Below are 17,298 nucleotides of genomic sequence, written 5' to 3'. Positions count from 1 at the left end.
AAATTGCTATCCTTGAAAAATGTGTAACTCAATCATAGAAGGCAAAAAAAGCAATAGCCTCAATTAGAAAAGAAGCCATTGCTTTTTATTCATCTTCCTTTATTCGATAGGAAGGATTATTCGCCCTTTGTTTGTATTACTTGAGCATGTTGTCCTGATTTGTCCTGCATTTGCTTTCCTTTGTTCCCACCAAAGCTTCTAGATTTAGTTCCGATATGACTTGGAACAAAGTGTTTGCTGTCTTTTTTAGGATTACTCATCAAATCAACTCCTTCAACTATAGTTTGTACAAAAGAACAAGCAGAATTGATGGTAATTTCTTCATTAACGTGCTTTTTTCAAATGTTTTCTTTCTAACCGTTCTTCTATTTTTTCAATCGCTTCTCGATCCTTTAATAACTGCATTTTATTTTCTAATACGAGTTCTTGAAATGAACGTTTACGAGGTTTTCTCATCTTCATTCTCCTTTAATAAGTATTTTGTATTCACATATTTCCCAAAAAGTTAGATAATTATTACAATAAAAAGAAATAATCTTTAAATCTATTTGAAAAGTTTGTTTTTTCAGAAAATAAACAAGGTGTGCACTCCTTTGCTACATTTGTAATTATAGTATAGGTTGCTCCCTTTGTAAACCGCTTACATTGTTAATTTTTTGTGAACTTTACTCTGTTAATCTTGTGTCATTTTCATCATTTGTTGAAGTGTTAACATACTGAAACCCTTATTAATAATGATTCCCTCTTCATTAAGAAAAAACGTTGTGGGAATACTAAGAATGTGATATTGATTTGAAACCATATCGTTATTATCTATTAAGACAGGGAATGTTAAATTTCTTTCCTTTACAAACTGTCTAACTCCTCTTTCATTTCCACCATCCACATTAACCGCGAGAACAACCCAATGATCTTGCATTTTTTTAGAAAAAGTTTCTATATCAAGCATCTCTTTTTTACAAGGTGGACACCAAGTTGCCCAAAAATTTATCATGACAGATTTTCCTCTATAATCAGACAACCGCACTGTCTTTCCATTTAAATCGTTCAGTTTAAAATCTGGCGCTTCCTCACCAATATTTAAACCTGTTTTTGCTTCTACATTAGTGGACATAATAAGGAAAAAGCTAGAAAAAAACAGAAAGATAAATATTGTTTTTTTTAGTGACATATGCCCTCCTCCTCTTATTTGGTAAAGTATTTTTCTAAGTTCTACTGTTAACCTTCTTATAGATTAACCAATTAATTTATAATTATTAAATTGAGTGCGTAAAATTTGTTGAATTTTTAACAGGAAGATAATTTGCATTCTAGTTACAATGACGGCTTTTTTGACTCCCATTAAAAGTATAAGTAGTTCTTTGGAAATGAAATATATATAATTCAACTTACATATTATAGAAAAAACGTCGACAGAATCACTTCGCTTTCCATAGATTAAGCCACAACAACTTCAACGTTGCACTGCATCCCGATTATTTTAGTGTACAAAAAATGGAGTGCAGTTCACATGTATCTTCACCACAGCACCCTGTTAATGTAAAAACAATAAATATCCCTATAAACAATTTGAATATTACTTTCATATCACGCCCTCTTCATTTACTTTAAACGTATCATATATCCCAACAAAAATTTACCAATTAATTACATAACTAATAGGACAGCAGTATTTCAACCAATTACACTTAGACCAATAAAAAAGGCAGAACCGTTCACAATGCGAACAGACCTGCCTCTTATGCTCTAATTCACTTGTTTGCTTTCCCAATCAGCACCATTTATTAAAAGACCATTTGAACAAGTGATTATAGCGCTTCAAAAGTCTCTGTTAAAACTGGTACGATTTGTTTTTTACGAGATACGACACCTTTTAATAAGGCACTATTATTTTCTAATAATACATTAAATGCCTTCTCTACTGTTTCTGCTTTATTGCCTAAAGCAACAGCAACAGAATCGTTATTTAAAATATCCGTTACGACAAGCAAGAATAAATCTAATCCTTTTTTGTCGATAATTGCTTGAATAGACGTTTCTAATTCAGCTTGTTTGGAAATGACATCATTTGTATCAACTGCATTCACTTGCGCAATTTCTACTTTATATGTACCCATTGTAAATTCTTTTGCATCAATACTTAGTAATTGATCAACTGTTTTATCACTTAAATCAGCACCAGCTTTCAGCATGTCTAATCCATACTGTTCTGCATTTACACCAGCAATTTCCGCTAATTCCTTGGCAGCTTGTACATCTTGTTCTGTGCAAGTTGGTGACTTAAATAATAAGGAATCAGAAATAATAGCTGAAAGCATTAATCCAGCAACTTCTTTCTTAATTTCTACATTATTTTCTTTATACATTTTATTTAATATAGTTGCCGTACAACCTACTGGTTCAGCACGGTAGTATAAAGGATCACTTGTCTCGAAATTAGCGATACGATGGTGATCAATAACCTCTAAAATTGTAACATCTTTAATGTCTTCCACACTTTGTTGGAATTCATTGTGATCTACCAAGATAACTGAATTAGCTTCTGTAGCTGCCTTTTCAATAAAACGAGGAGCCTCTGTTTTAAAATAATCTAATGCGAATTTTGTTTCTCCACTAACGTCACCAAGACGAACAGCCTCTGCTTCTACTCCAAGTGCCTTTTTTAATTCTGCATACGCAATCGCAGAACAAATAGTATCCGTATCCGGATTTTTATGACCAAATATCAATACTTTTTCCATTTAGCAAATCTCCTTATTACAATAATCTGATGACGTATCCATTCTATTTCATACATCCTTCTTTATTTTATCATAACTTACCGGAAATTAAAGAAAAGAACATAAAAAAGAGAAGGAATTCCCCTAGAGGCATAGTGAATATTACGCTTATTGCTTGAATAAAAAGAAAAACTGCAAATCAACAACCCGAAAAGGTGGTTATTTGCAGTTTATGGAATCTATTAACTTATGAATTAGAATTTATATTGATAGTTTTCAATTTCCCAAGTATGGATTGTTGTACGGTAGCTATCCCACTCTTCTTTCTTCGCAGCAACATACTCAGTGAATACATGCTCTCCAAGTGTTTTAAGACCAATTTCTCCTGCTTCTAGTTCAGCAATAGCAGCTTCTAAACCACCAGGTAAGCTGTCAATTCCAAGTTCTTCACGACGATCATCTGTCATATGGAAGATATCTTCGTTAATTGGTGCTGGTGCTCTTAAGCCTTTTTCCACTCCATCTAAACCTGCTGCAGCGATAACAGCAAATGTTAAATATGGATTAGATGATGGGTCTGGACAACGAAGCTCCACACGAGTAGCCATTCCGCGTTTGGCAGGAATACGGATTAAAGCAGAACGATTGGATGCAGACCATGCTAAGTAGCAAGGTGCTTCATATCCTGGTACTAAACGCTTATAAGAGTTTACTAGAGGATTTGTAACAGCTACGAAACTCTTAACATTTTCTAAAACACCCGCTATAAACGAATAGGCTGTTTCAGATAATTCTAAATCATCGTCCGCATCATAGAAGCAATTTTCTCCATCTTTAAAGAATGACATATTAACATGCATTCCTGAACCATTAATTCCGAATACTGGTTTTGGCATAAATGTTGCGTGTAAACCATATTGAGAAGCGATTGTTTTCACAACCCATTTATATGTTGTAGCCAAGTCAGCTGCAGTTAATGCATCTGCATATTTGAAGTTAATCTCATGTTGACCTTCTGCTACTTCATGGTGAAGTGCTTCGATAGTGAAGCCCATTGCTCTTAATGTTTTGAAAATTTCAACGCGGACTTTTTCTCCCAAATCCTTTGGTGATGGTTCAAAATAGCCGCCTCTATCTCCTAATTCTGTAGTTGGATATCCATTTTCGTCGGTTGCAAATAGGAAGAATTCTAACTCTGGTCCGACAGAAATACTATATCCATTTTCAGCAGCGCGCTCGACTGTTTTCTTGAGAACATTACGAGTATCACCTTCAAATAAAGATCCATCAGGATTTGTTACAGAACAAAGGAACCGCGCTTCTGAATATCCTTCTGTTTCAGTCCAAGGTAAAACTGCGAATGTGTTTAAGTCTGGTAATAAATAAGAATCTGATTTGTTAATAGGAGAAAATCCTTTAATGGATGAACCGTCAATCATGATTTTTCCTTCAACAGCATCATCTAATTGTTGAGCAGTAATTGTAATATTTTTTAAAATTCCTTCAATATCCACAAATTGTAGATGTAATAATTCTACATTTTTTTCTTTTACAATACTTTCAATTTTCTCTAATGTAATTTCACTCATGTTAACTTACCTCACAATTCATGTTCTATTATCTAACTTGATTTCATTATAAGAAAAAAATTCTGTTAAAACAATGTTTTTTTTTAATTTTTTAAAAATTTTATTAGGTAGCGTTTACATTTATTTCTTACCGTATTGTCCGTTTTTCCACCTATATCCTGTTAGATAGTTTTTGTAATTTTTGTCGAATGATGGTCATATGTAAGATTATTGACCGAAACAGATATTTGCCTATATGGAAGCAATAACAAAAATTTATTATAAAAATTACAAAATTCCGAATATTCGTTATTTAACTATGCTTTTATCGATCTATCTCTTGTTTTCTCTCATTTTTAGGCATTTTTAATATTTCCCATCACGAAATAAATAGCTTATATTTATTAAAATCTATCTTTATAAAGCTTTTAAATAAATTTTGGACGGTGATACGCATGCAATTATTAAAACCTTTTTCCTATAGTAGAAGATTTCCTGACATCGAGGTAATCGGTTCCGCCTTCGCTCAAAATCAAGAAAATCTGATTCCCTTATCATTTGGTTTTCCAGCACCCGAATCACTTCCGGTTGATAAAATGACCGCCGCTACAGAAGCTGCCATGCAAACACAAGGAAGACACGCATTAGCTTATAGTGGCGGAACAGGAGTAAACGCTGTTATTAACTGGATTAAAGAAAGATCAAAGTTACGTGAGATAAAAGCCACAGAGAATGAAATACTTATAACTGCAGGCAGTTCACAAGCAATAGATTTAGTTACAAGAACCTTAACCGACCCTGGCGATGAAGTATGGGTAGAAGCCCCTACATTCTTCGGCGCATTGAAAACATTTCAATTAGCAGAAACAAAATTAGCTTCTTTTCCTATTGATGAAAATGGCTTAAGAGTCGATTTAGTGGAACAAGAATTAAGCGAAAGAGTAAAAAACAATTTACCGCTCCCCAAATTAATGTATGTAATACCGAATTATCAAAATCCTGGTGGGGTTAATCTATCAGTAGACAGAAGAAAACGACTTGCTGAATTAGCCTATGAGTATAATTTCTTTATTATCGAAGATGATGCTTATGTCGAGCTTTCTTTTGACGGAATATATAATCCTGCTATCTATTCGTACGGACCTGAACGAGTCGTTTACTTAAGTACTTTTTCCAAAATTATCGCCCCAGGTTTACGACTCGGCTGGGCTATTGGCTTAACAGAAATTATCGAAAAAATGAGAATTTTAAAAATAGATGGGTTAACAAGCGTCTATGTTCAAGAGGTTACAAAAAATTTACTTGATCAAATCGGTATGGATGAACATATTTGCTATTTAAATTCTCTTTATTTATCGCGTAAAAACGCCATGGTTTCCGCCATAAAGCAATATTTTGGTAATGATGTTACCTTTCATGAAGCAAATGGCGGATTTTTTCTTTGGATTACCTTTCCTTGCCATATTGACACAAGTGAATTTATAGATGCTGCAGCATCAGCCGGAGTTTCCTATATCGCTGGTAAGCATTTCTTCTTAAAAGACGAAGGATATAATCATATGCGATTATGCTTTACTTTCTGTCAGGAGGATATCATTGAAGAAGCCATTAAACGACTCGCAAATACTTATTATGAGTATGTAAATAGCAAACAAATGATTAAGGGAGTAAATTAATGATAAACAGGAAAACAATTCCTAAAATATATATCAGAAGAACTATTCCACAAAAGTATTTAGATAAAATAAAATCTTCAGGCGCGGAATATATAGTAGATCCATGGCAATTCGGGGAGCCCGAACCGCCAATAAAGCAAGATATTAGTGATTGCAACATAGTCTTGACTTTGGGATTAACAGATTCATTAGCCATCACTGAACAAGCGCCCTATATTAAATGGGTTCAATCTTTAAGTGTTGGCTTAGATGCACTTTTGACAGAGAAAATGAAAAAGAATGATATCATCATTACAAATACAAAAGGATGCACTTCTGTACCTATAGCAGAGCATACAATTGCAATGATGACAGGTTTAGCGAGGGGAATTTCTTATATGATTCGGAATCAGCTAAATCGAAGTTGGACATCTACCCCTATAACCAATCTTTCAGGGGCAACCGTTGCGATTATTGGTTATGGGGAGATTGGCAAGCAAATCGCGAAACGTGCTAAAGCACTTGATATGTTTGTGATTGGCTGCAAAAAAAGACCGTCCATACGTGCAACTGACGATCCTGCCGACAAAATTGTCGGGCTTGAACAGCTAGAATCAGTGATGGCAGAAACTGATTTTTTGATCCTAGCCTTACCTTCAACGCCAGAAACGTACCATCTTATTAATAAAGAAAAATTAGAAAGCATGAAAAAAACTAGTTTTTTAATTAATATCGGAAGAGGAAATACAATTGTGGAAGAAGAGCTCATTAATCACTTAAAAGAAAAGAAAATTGCAGGAGCAGCTCTTGATGTCTTTGAAACAGAGCCATTACCACCACAACATCCTATTTGGCAATTGGAAAATCTGATTATTTCCCCACATAATGCATATTTTTCTCCCAATACTCTTGAGCGTTACATGGATGTATTCTTAGAAAATATCGAGCGCTTTAAAGAAGGCAAGGAACTTTTGAACCTCGTAGATAAACAATTGGGGTATTAATAACATAAGGAAAAGACTATTACTGCCGATAAACATTTGTTTACCGGCAGATTTAATAACATATCTTAATTAAACTGTTTCAAAACCCTCTTTTTTCCACGCGGTAGTTCCACCCTCAATGAAGGCTACATCTGTGAAGCCCATTTGCTTTAATAGGTAGGCACCAAGTGACGCTTGTCCACCAAGACCACATGTAACAATAACTGGACGGTTACGATCCGCTAATTCTGGATCTCTTAATTCTTCAGGTAATTCCAAATCTGCGCGAATTGGAAGCATTCCTAAAGAGATATTAACAGAACTAGGAATTAAACCACAAGCACCAGCATCTGCAGCATCTTGAACATCAATTATGTAAGTATTTGGGTTTTCTTCAATTTTCTTTTTTGCCTCAACAGAAGAAATACCAGGAACATTTTTTCTAGCCTCTTCTACCAATTTTCCAAAAGTTAATGCCATATCTTCATCACTCCTTTATTATCTAACATATACATAGTAACAAAGTTTATTCTAAATTACTAATGAATCGTTTTCCATACCATTAGGAGAAAAATCGAGACATTAAAATGGTAGAATAATATTTCCCGTTAGTTAATCGTTTATCTTTTTTTAAGACTCCTTCTATTTCAAAGCCAAATCGTTTATATAGTTTAATCGCTTTTTCATTTAACTCTATAACCGATAATGTCATTTTTGTAATATCATTTTCCGCTCCCCAATTTATGGATTCTTCTAATAAATGGGTACCTATTTGATATCCCCAATATTCTTCTAAGACAGCAATACCGAACTCGACTTTATGCTTAAGACGTCGCAAACTAGAACCCTCACAACGAGAAAAGCCAATAATTTGCCCATCTTCTCTCTCTGCAAGTAAAAACAAATGATTTGGCGCTTCGCTATCTGAGCGGATTAAGTGTTTAAATTCTTTTTCAGTAAGTAAGCCCTCTCCAGGTTCGCGATCTAGAAAAGTTGTTTCTCCATCGATCTGTAACCTAACACTAGCAAGCTGTTCTGCATCGCTTTCCTCCGCACTTCTTATTATATAAGGAAGCTTATTCACATCATAACGTACAGGAATTATTTTCATAAAATAGCTTTCTCCTTAAGTTATAGTTTCTATTAAGTAAAATAGACTTTTAGTTAGAATGACAAAACTCTCTCTATAGAGAGACTTTTTACTAACTTGTGAGCAAAGAATTTCACCCAAAGATTAGAAAATAAAGTCAACTTTAAATAGAGAGAGTTTTTCTCTTAATCTATTAATTTTTTAATTTATCACGTAATACCATTGGTAAAATACCACCATGGCGATAGTAATCAATCTCTACTTCTGAATCGAAACGTACTAATGCTTCAAAAGTGATTTTCTTACCATCTTCCGTAGTAGCTGTAACTTCTAGAAAATCACGTGGTTTAACTGTTTCATCTACATAAACATTGAATGTTTCTTTTCCAGTTAATCCCAAGCTTTCCGCATTCTCGCCTTCTTTAAACTGTAGTGGAAGTACTCCCATTAACACTAAGTTAGAACGATGAATTCTTTCGAAGCTTTCTGCGATAACCGTCTTAATGCCTAACAGATTTGTTCCTTTTGCAGCCCAGTCACGAGATGATCCCATTCCGTAATCTTTCCCTGCAATAACCATTAAGCCAGTTCCTTCGTCTTTATACTTCATACATGCATCATAAATGGAGGTAACTTCCCCAGTTGGCCAGTGCGTAGTGAAACCACCCTCTGTACCTGGAGCAATTTGGTTACGAATACGGATATTCGCAAATGTCCCTCTCATCATTACTTCGTGGTTACCACGACGAGAGCCATATGAGTTGAAATCACGTGGCTGTACACCATTATCTTTTAAGTACTTACCTGCAGGAGTATTTACACCAATGGCACCAGCTGGAGAAATATGGTCAGTCGTTACAGAATCACCGAATTTCCCTACAACTCTTAAGCCTTTTAATGGTAATACTTGCTCTGGATCAGGTTTTAAGCCTTCAAAGAATGGCGGGTTTTGAATATAAGTAGACGTATCATCAAAGCTATATAAAGAATCACTGCTAGTTTGAATTTCATTCCAGCGTTCGTTATCATCAAATACTCTTTCATATTCTTTATTAAATAGTTCAGGTGTAACTGTACGATGTACTACTTCATTTACTTCTTCTGTAGATGGCCAAATATCCTTGAAGAATACATCATTCCCATCCTTATCTTTTCCAATTGGTTCTTTTTGCAAGTCAATATCAACAGTACCAGCAAGAGCATATGCAACTACTAATGGCGGTGAAGCTAAATAGTTTGCTTTAACTAGTGGGTGGATACGTCCTTCAAAGTTACGATTACCAGATAGCACACTTGTTACAAGTAAATCAGAATCCGCGATAGCCTTCTCGATTTCCTCGCGAAGCGGACCAGAGTTACCGATACATGTAGTACATCCATATCCTACAAGGTTGAATCCAATTTGTTCTAAATAAGGAAGAAGGCCAGAATCTCTTAAATAACCAGTAACAACCTTTGAACCTGGTGCTAAAGAAGTTTTTACAAATTTAGGTACTTCCATTCCTTTTTCGACTGCTTTTTTCGCAACTAAGCCTGCACCAACTAATACATATGGATTCGATGTATTTGTACAGCTTGTAATTGCGGCGATAGCAACAGAACCTGTCTTCATTGTAGTAGAATCCCCATTTGCAAAGTTCACTACTACTTCTTTATCAAATTCGTCTGCTTTTAAGCCAAACCCTTGGTTTCCTTCTGGAGCTGTTACAGACTCATTGAATACCTCTTTCAATTTAGAAAGTGGAATTAAATCTTGAGGACGCTTTGGACCAGAAAGATTTGGCTCAATTTCTGCTAAGTCAATTTCTACAATATCCGTATAAACCGGTTCTAAGTTTGGATCGAAGAATAAACCGTTTTCCTTACAGTAAGCTTCAACCACATTGATTTGCTCTTCAGAACGACCAGTTAGTCTCATATAAGCTAAAGATTCTTTATCAACTGGGAAGAAACCGCATGTTGCTCCATATTCTGGTGCCATATTCGCAATAGTTGCCCGATCAGCAAGTGGTAATTGCGGCACACCAGGTCCGTAGAATTCAACAAACTTTCCAACTACTCCTTTTGCACGAAGTACTTGCGTTACCTTTAAGGCTAAGTCTGTTGCAGTAGAGCCATTTGGCATTTCGCCAACAAGTTTTACCCCTACAACTTCCGGAACTGGAAAATAAGAAGGTTGTCCTAACATACCTGCTTCCGCTTCGATACCACCAACACCCCAGCCAAGAACACCAATACCATTAATCATCGTTGTATGAGAATCAGTACCTACTAACGTATCAGGGAATGTTTCATACTCGCCTTCAGCTGTTTCATTTACATGTACTACATTTGCTAAATATTCTAAATTCACTTGGTGAACGATACCAGTTGCTGGTGGTACAGCACGATAGTTATCAAATGCCTTTTGCGCCCAGCTTAAAAATTGATATCTTTCTGCATTTCTTTCAAATTCTAATTCCATATTTGCTTTTAATGCATCCGGTGTTCCATATTTATCAACCTGAACACTATGGTCGATAACTAAATCAACTGGTTTCTCCGGATTAATTTTGCTAGGATCTCCCCCTAGGTCAGCCATTGCTTTACGTAAAGATGCAAGGTCAACCACTGCTGGAACACCTGTGAAATCCTGGAGGATTACCCTCGAAGGTTTGAAAGGAACATCAATTTCCTTTACCTCATCTGTCCCCCATTTTGCGAGATTTTCTACATGCTCTTGTTTAATAACAAAATCATCCATTTGTCGTAAAACTGATTCTAGTAATACCTTGATAGAATACGGTAATTTCGATACTTTACCGATTCCTGCTTTTTCTAAAGCTGCTAATTGATAGTAGTGATAACGCTTCCCACCCACTTCAAACGTTTGGCGGGCATTATAAAAATCTTTTGCCATATGTATTACCCCCTCATTGTAATCATATACCAACAATAGAAAAATAGTCGAACAATTTGATCTCTATTATCTATTTACCATTTATAATTTTAATACAAGGAATGTGATAAGTAAATAATAAGAAAGTTATCAAATACGATAAGTTTATCTTATGGCATTTCTTTTCAAAGCAAAAAGTAGACCATCGAAAAAGCTGCAAACTTTCTGATGGTCTACTTCTTTAAATTTCATTTACTTCATCCACAATGCTTTTTAAGTCTCTTTGAAAGCTTTCTAATTGCTGTCTTTGATGCTCAGATGCTACTTCCAGAGCATTCTCAATTTGTTGATAGGTCTCATTAATTTCTTGTTTTAAATGCTTTAGTTGATGTCCATAGTTTGCAGAATCTTTTACGATATCTTGATAAAGATTTTGTGTTTCAAATAAATTCCGTTGAGCATCTTGAAAAGCTTCTTGTTTATTACTATGATAAGGCATATTCTTATCCTCCTGCTAGTTATATTCATGGTGCTTACCAATAAGTTGTGCAGAGAATCGTGAAAATATGCGGTATAAATCAGTGTATAAAAAACCATTCTATAAAGGATAGTATTGCATTACCTCTTCATGATAATAGAAAGGAGAGAAAAAAGTGAACAAAAATGATAGCAAAGATATGCACAGAAATGCTCCTAAAGGAAATCAATCTGGTCAGCCAGAGCCACTTAGCGGGAGCAAAAAGGTGAAGAACCGTAACCATTCTAGACAAAAACATAATAATCATCACGATATGTAAGAAAAGTACACTAATTCACTCTACAACATTCTAGTTAACAAAGCAGCTTATATTAAAATGTTTTTCAAGTATTTACCCCAATTAATGCATATGTGTGGTCAAATGTGTGGTCAATATGCGGCCACTCATTTGGCCTTTTTAATTAAATAGCCTAACCAACATCAGTCAATAAGGATAAAAATGCACATCCTTCCTCTCCATCATTTTAAATTGACTGTTTTTCAGTAATTAATCCATGAAATAGTTTTTATACTAATAATAAGAATACAAATACAAATTTACAATCCTTTTATGTATGATGAATGAGCATCTTAAGAAAAAAGAGACCGAATCCTTAAGGAAACGATCACTCTATATTTGAGAGTACTATTTAGCTAACCCAACACTAGTTTCCGTTGTAAAATTCGGCAGCCAGTCACCATGTGCTTCTATTAACTCGTCACATAAGGAGATGATATCGTCCATCGATAACTCAGAAGCTGTATGTGGATCAAGCATTGCCGCCTGGTAAATATATTCCTTTTTCAATGTCATTGCTGCTTCAATTGTCAGCAATTGTGTGTTAATATTTGTCCGGTTTAAAGCTGCAAGCTGTTCAGGGAGATCTCCTACATAGGTTGGAGTAATCCCGCTTCGATCCGCAATACAAGGAACCTCTACACATGCTTTTTCCGGCAGATTGCTGATCAATCTTCCTGTATTAAGCACATTGCCACCAAATTTAAAGGGGATATCTGTTTCAATCGCTTCGATAATGCGTGATCCATATTCACGGGAACGAACATGTTCCAAGGCTTTATTGTTAACTAGATCCTCTCTCATTGCAACCCAATCATTAATTTGCTTTTCACAGCGACGAGGATATTCATCTAATGGAATATTGAAACGGTCAATTAACTCAGGATAACGAGATTTAATAAAATACGGATGATATTCCGCATTATGTTCAGATGACTCTGTTACATAATAACCAAACTTATCCATCAATTCAAATCGAACCATATCGCCATGCTTTGTATTTTGCAATTCACGAGCTCTCCGCTTAATTTCTGGATATAAATCAACTCCATCCTTGCTTACTTCAAGAAGCCATGCCATATGATTTATACCGGCAATTTTCTCTTTCACTCCTGTTCGGTCCATCCCTACTGCTTCAAATAATTCTTTTGTACAAATTTGCACACTATGACACAGTCCAATTGTTTTAATCGGCGTGAAACGATTCATAACTCCGGTTAGCACAGCCATAGGGTTTGTGTAATTTAAGAATAAGGCATCTGGACAAACTTCTTCCATGTCTTTTGCAAAATCAAGCATAACGGGAATAGTTCGTAAATTTCTAAATATCCCCCCAATACCGACTGTATCGGCAATCGTTTGTCGTAAGCCATATTTTTTGGGGATTTCAAAATCAATTACCGTACTTGGTTTATAGCCGCCTACCTGAATCGCATTGATTACATATTTAGCTCCTCTCAAAGACTCTTTTCGATCCGTATACGCTTTTACGATAATGTTTTTTCCTAGACTTTCCTGCAAATTAGTAAGCATTTGTTCCGAATCCTGTAAACGCTGTTTATCAATATCATATAACGCAAACTCATATCCTTCTAAGGCATCAACGAACATACAATCTCCAAGAACATTTTTAGCAAATACGGTACTTCCTGCACCAAGAAATGTAATTTTCGACATAGTAATCCTCTCCTCCCAGCTTTCTTTGATTTATCCGTTTACTGATATTCCTTTCGTAGTCATTCCAATCCCTGTGCCATGGTCCATTCATAAAAGATGCTATCAAATAAATTTTCTTTCTTCCTAAATTGCTGACAGATTATCTTTAGGAATATAAGCTTCTGCTTTTTATGCTCCTCCATTCTTTACAACCAATAAAGCAGCTCCCTGTGTAAGTAACATTTGACTGATTCGCTATGTTCAAACTTTCAGCATGTTGAATCTTACAGTTCTTCCTTCAGCGAATTGTTTATGTAATAAAGTTTTCTATCTGACTAATAATCACAGCTGGTATATAGGCATATTAACATTAATTGTAAGGGGTTTCAATAATTATTCTCACTTTTCAAAAAGTTACTTTACTAATCAGCTTTTATACTACATTACAAGTAAATATTTTAACTATTCTCCCTAATTACTTTGTTTTATAGTTACAACTTTTCCCAAAAGAAAAAAGGAACCGTTCAAACAAACGAGTTCCTTCTATATCTTAAAGTATCGGTAAGTTTAAAGCAGTATGAATGTTTTGCAAATTAAAGTTCACTTGTTCCTTTGGATCCCATGCATGGTACCACCCTTTTTCAGCCATATAACTGGATAGTTGTTCATGTAAGTCAAGTGCTTCATTTAGATGGCGGACAAGGATTTCTTTTATCTCCGGATGTCCCGTTTCTGTGATGGCCATAGAATAATTTCTAATTCCGCTCTTGGCAGAAATTAATAGATCTGTTGCAATCATTTGATCTGTTAATGCATCCATACCTGTAAAATATTCAATAATGGAATTCATCCGTTCTCTCCCCCAATTCCTGGCATTTCTTGCGCCTTCGATAAAATAGATGAAAATTCCTGTAGCTGCCTTGTTGATATATCCACATCTTGCAGCATTAATTCTTTTAATTGTGGATCGGAAACAAGTGCGCGCATCGTTTTAGCTTTTGTTATGCAAATCGTTTTGAATGTAGCTAGTTCTTGAACTTCTAATACTTCATGTAGTACATAATCCATTTCATACTCCTGCCTTTCTTATGGTTTTAAGACAACTTTTATACAATTATCCATTTTCGTATCAAAAATTTCATAGCCTCGTTTTGCTTCACTCAATGGTAATACGTGACTTACGACATCACTCGGATCAATTTTTCCAGTAGAAACTAATTCAAACATATATGGCATGTAATGAATAACAGGTGCTTGTCCAGTACGAATATTGACATTGCGCTGCATGATATCTCCTAATGGAAAAGCATTATATCTGCCGCCATAAACGCCAGTAATTTGAATGGTTCCACATTTCCGAACCGCTTGGGCAGCCATCACAAGAGCGCTCATTGTACCGCCTTGCAGCTTCATGCCGCTCGCTAGAAATTCCATATCACTCATTTTTCCATCCATGCCAACAGCATCAATCACCACATCGGCACCGCCTTTTGTGAGTTCTTTTAAGTAAGCACCCACATTTTCTACCTGTTCAAAATTAACAATTTCTACCTTATTTGTACGTTTCGCATGCTGTAGACGATAATCAACATAATCGACAGCAATGACGCGTTTTGCCCCTTTCAGCCATGCGAATTTTTGCGCAAATAATCCAACTGGTCCACACCCAAACACTATGACTGTATCTCCATCTTTCACACCTGCATTATCTACACTCCAATATCCAGTTGTCATTGCATCGGCAATAACCGTCAATTTTTCATCCGGTTCTTCACAAGTTTCTGGAATCTTAAAGTGAGTGAAATTTGCGAAAGGAACCCTTAAATACTCTGCTTGTCCGCCTGGATAACCACCAGCATTGCCTGAATAGCCAAAATAAGCACCAACATCTCCATTATCATTGGAATTGTCACATTGACTTTCTAAATTACTTTTGCAGTACTGGCATTCCCCACAGGCAATATTGAAAGGAATAATAACCCGGTCACCCTTTTTAACTTTTGTAACTTCTGTTCCTACCTCTTCAACTATTCCCATCGGTTCATGACCAATCACATAATTTTCTTGTAAGTTTGGCATCATTCCATGAATTAAATGTAAATCAGATCCGCATATTGCAGTACTTGTCACTTTAATGATCATATCATCAGGTTTTAAAATCTTCGGATCTTCTACTTCTTTTACTTCTACATTTTTAATCCCTTGGTACGTTACTGCTTTCATTCTATCTAACCTCCTTATTTAATGCTGATCAGGCGTCCGATCAAACATTCCTTTTCGATTCGTTTCACCAGTAAACAAATGCATATTTCCAATCATAATAGTATTCTTTGCCGAAAGTTGATCTAACTTATATTGTTCACTCAGATCATGGGGATGGAACCATTTTTTTTCTACCATTAAATCTGTTATTTCTTGGTGCATCTGGATTGCCTGGTTAAGCTGTTTTCGTAAAAGTACTCTTAAGTCTGGTGAAGCTGTTTCAGTTAACGCTGTTGCTATATTTCTCACCCCTTCTTTTGCGCGAATAAGAAAATCAACCGCAAATGTCATATCAGCAAGCTCTGGCATATTTAACGCATTAATAGGATCTAAGTAGTCATTATTCAATGGATAACACCCTCCTCTCCACCTATAATTGGCGTTGGACGCATTTGAGGAATTTCTGCTGCGAATGGCACATCCTTATATGCTTCTTGTAACTCGCTAAGTGCTTGAATAGACTGTTCTACATCTTTTTGCATTAATTTTTTTAAATCTTCATCAAACACAAGCCCTTGCATTAACTTGGATTTTGCTACACAGAGTGTTTTAAAATTTATTACTTCATGTAAATCTAATGATTCGTGTGGAGCAAAGCTTTTCCTTTCCATGATCAATTACCTCCTATTCAAATAAGAAATACTATGCTATTTTCCCCTACTTTTTTTCTCAATTCGCTAGCAATATTTAACGATTTTTTTTGGAATAAAAAACATCTTTATTTTCGTAGAAATTGAATTATGTACATATTTCCTTTAATGTTATCGTTTCTTTTGCTCATACTAATAAAGCAAACGACTTCTTGAAAGGATTAGGTTATTATGCTAAATAAACAACAAATGTCCCATTTTCAAAAAGTATTAACGGAACAAAAACGTGATTTAGAAGTGAGATTTGAACATAATGATAACTTAGATTTGAAAGATGGACATTACCATGAGTCTCTTGGAGAGCTATCCAGTTATGATAATCATCCAGGAGATGAAGGAACGGAGCTTTATGAACGCGAAAAGGATATTGCCCTTGCTGAACATTACCATCATGAATATATGGGTGTGTTAAATGCTTTAAAGGCAATAGATGAAGGAACATACGGAAAATGTGCGGAATGCTCTCAAGATATACCGATAGAAAGATTGGAAGTTATCCCTACAACACTTTATTGTAAGGAGCATTCTCCTGATCAGAAAATTTCTGAGAAGCGACCTGTGGAAGAAGAAATATTAATGCCTCCTTTCGGAAAATTCGATATGGATAATAAAGATGAATCTGTCGTATATGATGCAGAGGATTCTTGGCAGGAAGTATCTAGCTGGGGAACATCGGAAACGCCATCTGATTTTGCTCATCCTGTTTATGACCATTATAATGACGTCTACACAGAAAGTGATGAGAACATTGGCTATGTGGAAGATTACGAAAACTTTGTCGGTGTGGATATAGAAGGGAAAAATATAACGGTTTATCCAAATGAACAGCATAAACGCTATGAAGAAAGCTTGGATGAAGAATGCATTATGACAACGTTCGGTGACTTGCCTGCATACGAGCATGAGCCTTATGTGGAAAATGATGAGTAAAAAAAGGGTTGTCTTAATAAGGTGTAATGCCTTTAGACAACCTTTTTACATTTTTCATCACGCTTTCCTCCTTATCAGAATATGTTAAATA

At 35.4% G+C, this 17,298-nt stretch carries 19 protein-coding genes; 4 read left to right on the top strand and 15 right to left on the bottom strand.

All coding sequences use genetic code 11. From position 1 onward, the window contains the following. Nucleotides 1-116: 116 nt before the first annotated feature. The 5 genes from NST77_RS08005 to glnA all read right to left on the bottom strand — a co-directional run bounded on the left by NST77_RS08005 (nucleotide 117) and on the right by glnA (nucleotide 4,309). A complete protein-coding gene (locus NST77_RS08005) occupies nucleotides 117-260 on the bottom strand; it encodes an acid-soluble spore protein N (protein WP_016205356.1) in 144 nt (47 codons plus the stop codon). Between the two features lie 64 nt (nucleotides 261-324). Then, a complete protein-coding gene (locus NST77_RS08000) occupies nucleotides 325-456 on the bottom strand; it encodes an FbpB family small basic protein (RefSeq protein ID WP_031540139.1) in 132 nt (43 codons plus the stop codon). Between the two features lie 217 nt (nucleotides 457-673). Next, on the bottom strand, nucleotides 674-1,171 hold the full coding sequence (locus NST77_RS07995; RefSeq protein WP_171509616.1) for a redoxin domain-containing protein: 498 nt from the start codon (nucleotides 1,169-1,171) through the stop codon (nucleotides 674-676). 637 nt (nucleotides 1,172-1,808) lie between these two features. Then, entirely contained in the window at nucleotides 1,809-2,741 is a 933-nt protein-coding gene (locus NST77_RS07990) for a manganese-dependent inorganic pyrophosphatase (protein WP_123257652.1), read from the bottom strand. Between the two features lie 233 nt (nucleotides 2,742-2,974). Further along, the gene (gene glnA / locus NST77_RS07985; protein WP_123257651.1) at nucleotides 2,975-4,309 is read right to left on the bottom strand and encodes a type I glutamate--ammonia ligase; all 1,335 of its coding nucleotides are present in this window, start codon (nucleotides 4,307-4,309) and stop codon (nucleotides 2,975-2,977) included. A gap of 434 nt (nucleotides 4,310-4,743) precedes the next feature. On the opposite strand from glnA, the gene NST77_RS07980 reads away from it, so the two are divergent. Together NST77_RS07980 and NST77_RS07975 are read left to right on the top strand one after the other, a co-directional pair. Next, nucleotides 4,744-5,964 carry an aminotransferase-like domain-containing protein gene (locus tag NST77_RS07980; protein ID WP_095328537.1) on the top strand — a complete coding sequence of 407 codons (1,221 nt, stop codon included), beginning with the start codon at nucleotides 4,744-4,746 and terminating at the stop codon, nucleotides 5,962-5,964. Then, nucleotides 5,964-6,947 (top strand): D-2-hydroxyacid dehydrogenase, encoded by a 984-nt coding sequence (locus NST77_RS07975; RefSeq protein WP_172860276.1) that lies wholly within the window; start codon nucleotides 5,964-5,966, stop codon nucleotides 6,945-6,947. The genes NST77_RS07980 and NST77_RS07975 overlap by 1 nt, the downstream gene beginning before the upstream one ends. Nucleotides 6,948-7,016: 69 nt before the next feature. Here NST77_RS07975 and NST77_RS07970 read toward each other — a convergent pair whose 3' ends face one another. The 4 genes from NST77_RS07970 to NST77_RS07955 form a co-directional block, all read right to left on the bottom strand. Then, nucleotides 7,017-7,406: a rhodanese-like domain-containing protein gene (locus tag NST77_RS07970; protein ID WP_095328535.1), complete on the bottom strand. Its 390-nt coding sequence runs from the start codon at nucleotides 7,404-7,406 to the stop codon at nucleotides 7,017-7,019. Between the two features lie 82 nt (nucleotides 7,407-7,488). Beyond that, a complete protein-coding gene (locus NST77_RS07965) occupies nucleotides 7,489-8,037 on the bottom strand; it encodes a GNAT family N-acetyltransferase (RefSeq protein WP_095328534.1) in 549 nt (182 codons plus the stop codon). Nucleotides 8,038-8,209: 172 nt separating this feature from the next. Then, complete coding sequence (acnA, locus tag NST77_RS07960; protein WP_123257649.1) at nucleotides 8,210-10,915, bottom strand: aconitate hydratase AcnA; 2,706 nt, start codon at nucleotides 10,913-10,915, stop codon at nucleotides 8,210-8,212. Between the two features lie 220 nt (nucleotides 10,916-11,135). Then, nucleotides 11,136-11,393 carry a hypothetical protein gene (locus NST77_RS07955; RefSeq protein ID WP_095328532.1) on the bottom strand — a complete coding sequence of 86 codons (258 nt, stop codon included), beginning with the start codon at nucleotides 11,391-11,393 and terminating at the stop codon, nucleotides 11,136-11,138. A gap of 154 nt (nucleotides 11,394-11,547) precedes the next feature. On the opposite strand from NST77_RS07955, the gene NST77_RS07950 reads away from it, so the two are divergent. Next, nucleotides 11,548-11,691, top strand: coding sequence for a small acid-soluble spore protein P (locus NST77_RS07950; RefSeq protein ID WP_082138385.1), 144 nt, complete (start codon nucleotides 11,548-11,550; stop codon nucleotides 11,689-11,691). A gap of 366 nt (nucleotides 11,692-12,057) precedes the next feature. On the opposite strand, the gene NST77_RS07945 is transcribed toward NST77_RS07950, so the two are convergent. The 6 genes from NST77_RS07945 to NST77_RS07920 form a co-directional block, all read right to left on the bottom strand. Next, entirely contained in the window at nucleotides 12,058-13,386 is a 1,329-nt protein-coding gene (locus tag NST77_RS07945) for an alpha-glucosidase/alpha-galactosidase (protein ID WP_163187273.1), read from the bottom strand. A 529-nt stretch (nucleotides 13,387-13,915) separates the two neighbouring features. Then, on the bottom strand, nucleotides 13,916-14,215 hold the full coding sequence (locus NST77_RS07940; protein ID WP_095328531.1) for a spore coat protein: 300 nt from the start codon (nucleotides 14,213-14,215) through the stop codon (nucleotides 13,916-13,918). Next, nucleotides 14,212-14,433: a hypothetical protein gene (locus NST77_RS07935; RefSeq protein ID WP_095328530.1), complete on the bottom strand. Its 222-nt coding sequence runs from the start codon at nucleotides 14,431-14,433 to the stop codon at nucleotides 14,212-14,214. The genes NST77_RS07940 and NST77_RS07935 overlap by 4 nt, the downstream gene beginning before the upstream one ends. Before the next feature lie 18 nt (nucleotides 14,434-14,451). Then, a complete protein-coding gene (locus NST77_RS07930) occupies nucleotides 14,452-15,588 on the bottom strand; it encodes a zinc-dependent alcohol dehydrogenase (protein WP_341122878.1) in 1,137 nt (378 codons plus the stop codon). A gap of 18 nt (nucleotides 15,589-15,606) precedes the next feature. Further along, a complete protein-coding gene (locus NST77_RS07925; RefSeq protein ID WP_163187277.1) occupies nucleotides 15,607-15,975 on the bottom strand; it encodes a spore coat protein in 369 nt (122 codons plus the stop codon). Next, entirely contained in the window at nucleotides 15,972-16,238 is a 267-nt protein-coding gene (locus NST77_RS07920) for a spore gernimation protein GerQ (protein ID WP_095328527.1), read from the bottom strand. The genes NST77_RS07925 and NST77_RS07920 overlap by 4 nt, the downstream gene beginning before the upstream one ends. A gap of 210 nt (nucleotides 16,239-16,448) precedes the next feature. Here NST77_RS07920 and NST77_RS07915 point away from each other — a divergent pair, with 210 nt between their 5' ends. After that, on the top strand, nucleotides 16,449-17,207 hold the full coding sequence (locus tag NST77_RS07915; RefSeq protein WP_163187279.1) for a TraR/DksA C4-type zinc finger protein: 759 nt from the start codon (nucleotides 16,449-16,451) through the stop codon (nucleotides 17,205-17,207). The last annotated feature ends 91 nt before the right edge of the window (nucleotides 17,208-17,298 follow it).

It is taken from the genome of Niallia sp. FSL W8-0177 (assembly GCF_038006285.1).
Classification (GTDB): Bacteria; Bacillota; Bacilli; order Bacillales; family Cytobacillaceae; genus Niallia; species Niallia circulans_A.
Note: the sequence above shows the minus strand (reverse complement) of the source record. Positions and strands in the feature narration are given on the sequence as shown.

Bases quoted from the DNA above. Each gene is read 5' to 3' on its own strand.
- NST77_RS07955 (WP_095328532.1), bottom strand. From the start codon at position 11,393: ATGCCTTATCATAGTAATAAACAAGAAGCTTTTCAAGATGCTCAACGG.
- NST77_RS07970 (WP_095328535.1), bottom strand. From the start codon at position 7,406: ATGGCATTAACTTTTGGAAAATTGGTAGAAGAGGCTAGAAAAAATGTT.
- acnA (WP_123257649.1), bottom strand. From the start codon at position 10,915: ATGGCAAAAGATTTTTATAATGCCCGCCAAACGTTTGAAGTGGGTGGG.
- NST77_RS07945 (WP_163187273.1), bottom strand. From the start codon at position 13,386: ATGTCGAAAATTACATTTCTTGGTGCAGGAAGTACCGTATTTGCTAAA.
- NST77_RS08005 (WP_016205356.1), bottom strand. From the start codon at position 260: ATGAGTAATCCTAAAAAAGACAGCAAACACTTTGTTCCAAGTCATATC.
- glnA (WP_123257651.1), bottom strand. From the start codon at position 4,309: ATGAGTGAAATTACATTAGAGAAAATTGAAAGTATTGTAAAAGAAAAA.
- NST77_RS07965 (WP_095328534.1), bottom strand. From the start codon at position 8,037: ATGAAAATAATTCCTGTACGTTATGATGTGAATAAGCTTCCTTATATA.
- NST77_RS07915 (WP_163187279.1), top strand. From the start codon at position 16,449: ATGCTAAATAAACAACAAATGTCCCATTTTCAAAAAGTATTAACGGAA.
- NST77_RS07920 (WP_095328527.1), bottom strand. From the start codon at position 16,238: ATGGAAAGGAAAAGCTTTGCTCCACACGAATCATTAGATTTACATGAA.
- NST77_RS07980 (WP_095328537.1), top strand. From the start codon at position 4,744: ATGCAATTATTAAAACCTTTTTCCTATAGTAGAAGATTTCCTGACATC.
- NST77_RS07990 (WP_123257652.1), bottom strand. From the start codon at position 2,741: ATGGAAAAAGTATTGATATTTGGTCATAAAAATCCGGATACGGATACT.
- NST77_RS07935 (WP_095328530.1), bottom strand. From the start codon at position 14,433: ATGGATTATGTACTACATGAAGTATTAGAAGTTCAAGAACTAGCTACA.
- NST77_RS07940 (WP_095328531.1), bottom strand. From the start codon at position 14,215: ATGAATTCCATTATTGAATATTTTACAGGTATGGATGCATTAACAGAT.
- NST77_RS07975 (WP_172860276.1), top strand. From the start codon at position 5,964: ATGATAAACAGGAAAACAATTCCTAAAATATATATCAGAAGAACTATT.
- NST77_RS07930 (WP_341122878.1), bottom strand. From the start codon at position 15,588: ATGAAAGCAGTAACGTACCAAGGGATTAAAAATGTAGAAGTAAAAGAA.
- NST77_RS08000 (WP_031540139.1), bottom strand. From the start codon at position 456: ATGAGAAAACCTCGTAAACGTTCATTTCAAGAACTCGTATTAGAAAAT.
- NST77_RS07995 (WP_171509616.1), bottom strand. From the start codon at position 1,171: ATGTCACTAAAAAAAACAATATTTATCTTTCTGTTTTTTTCTAGCTTT.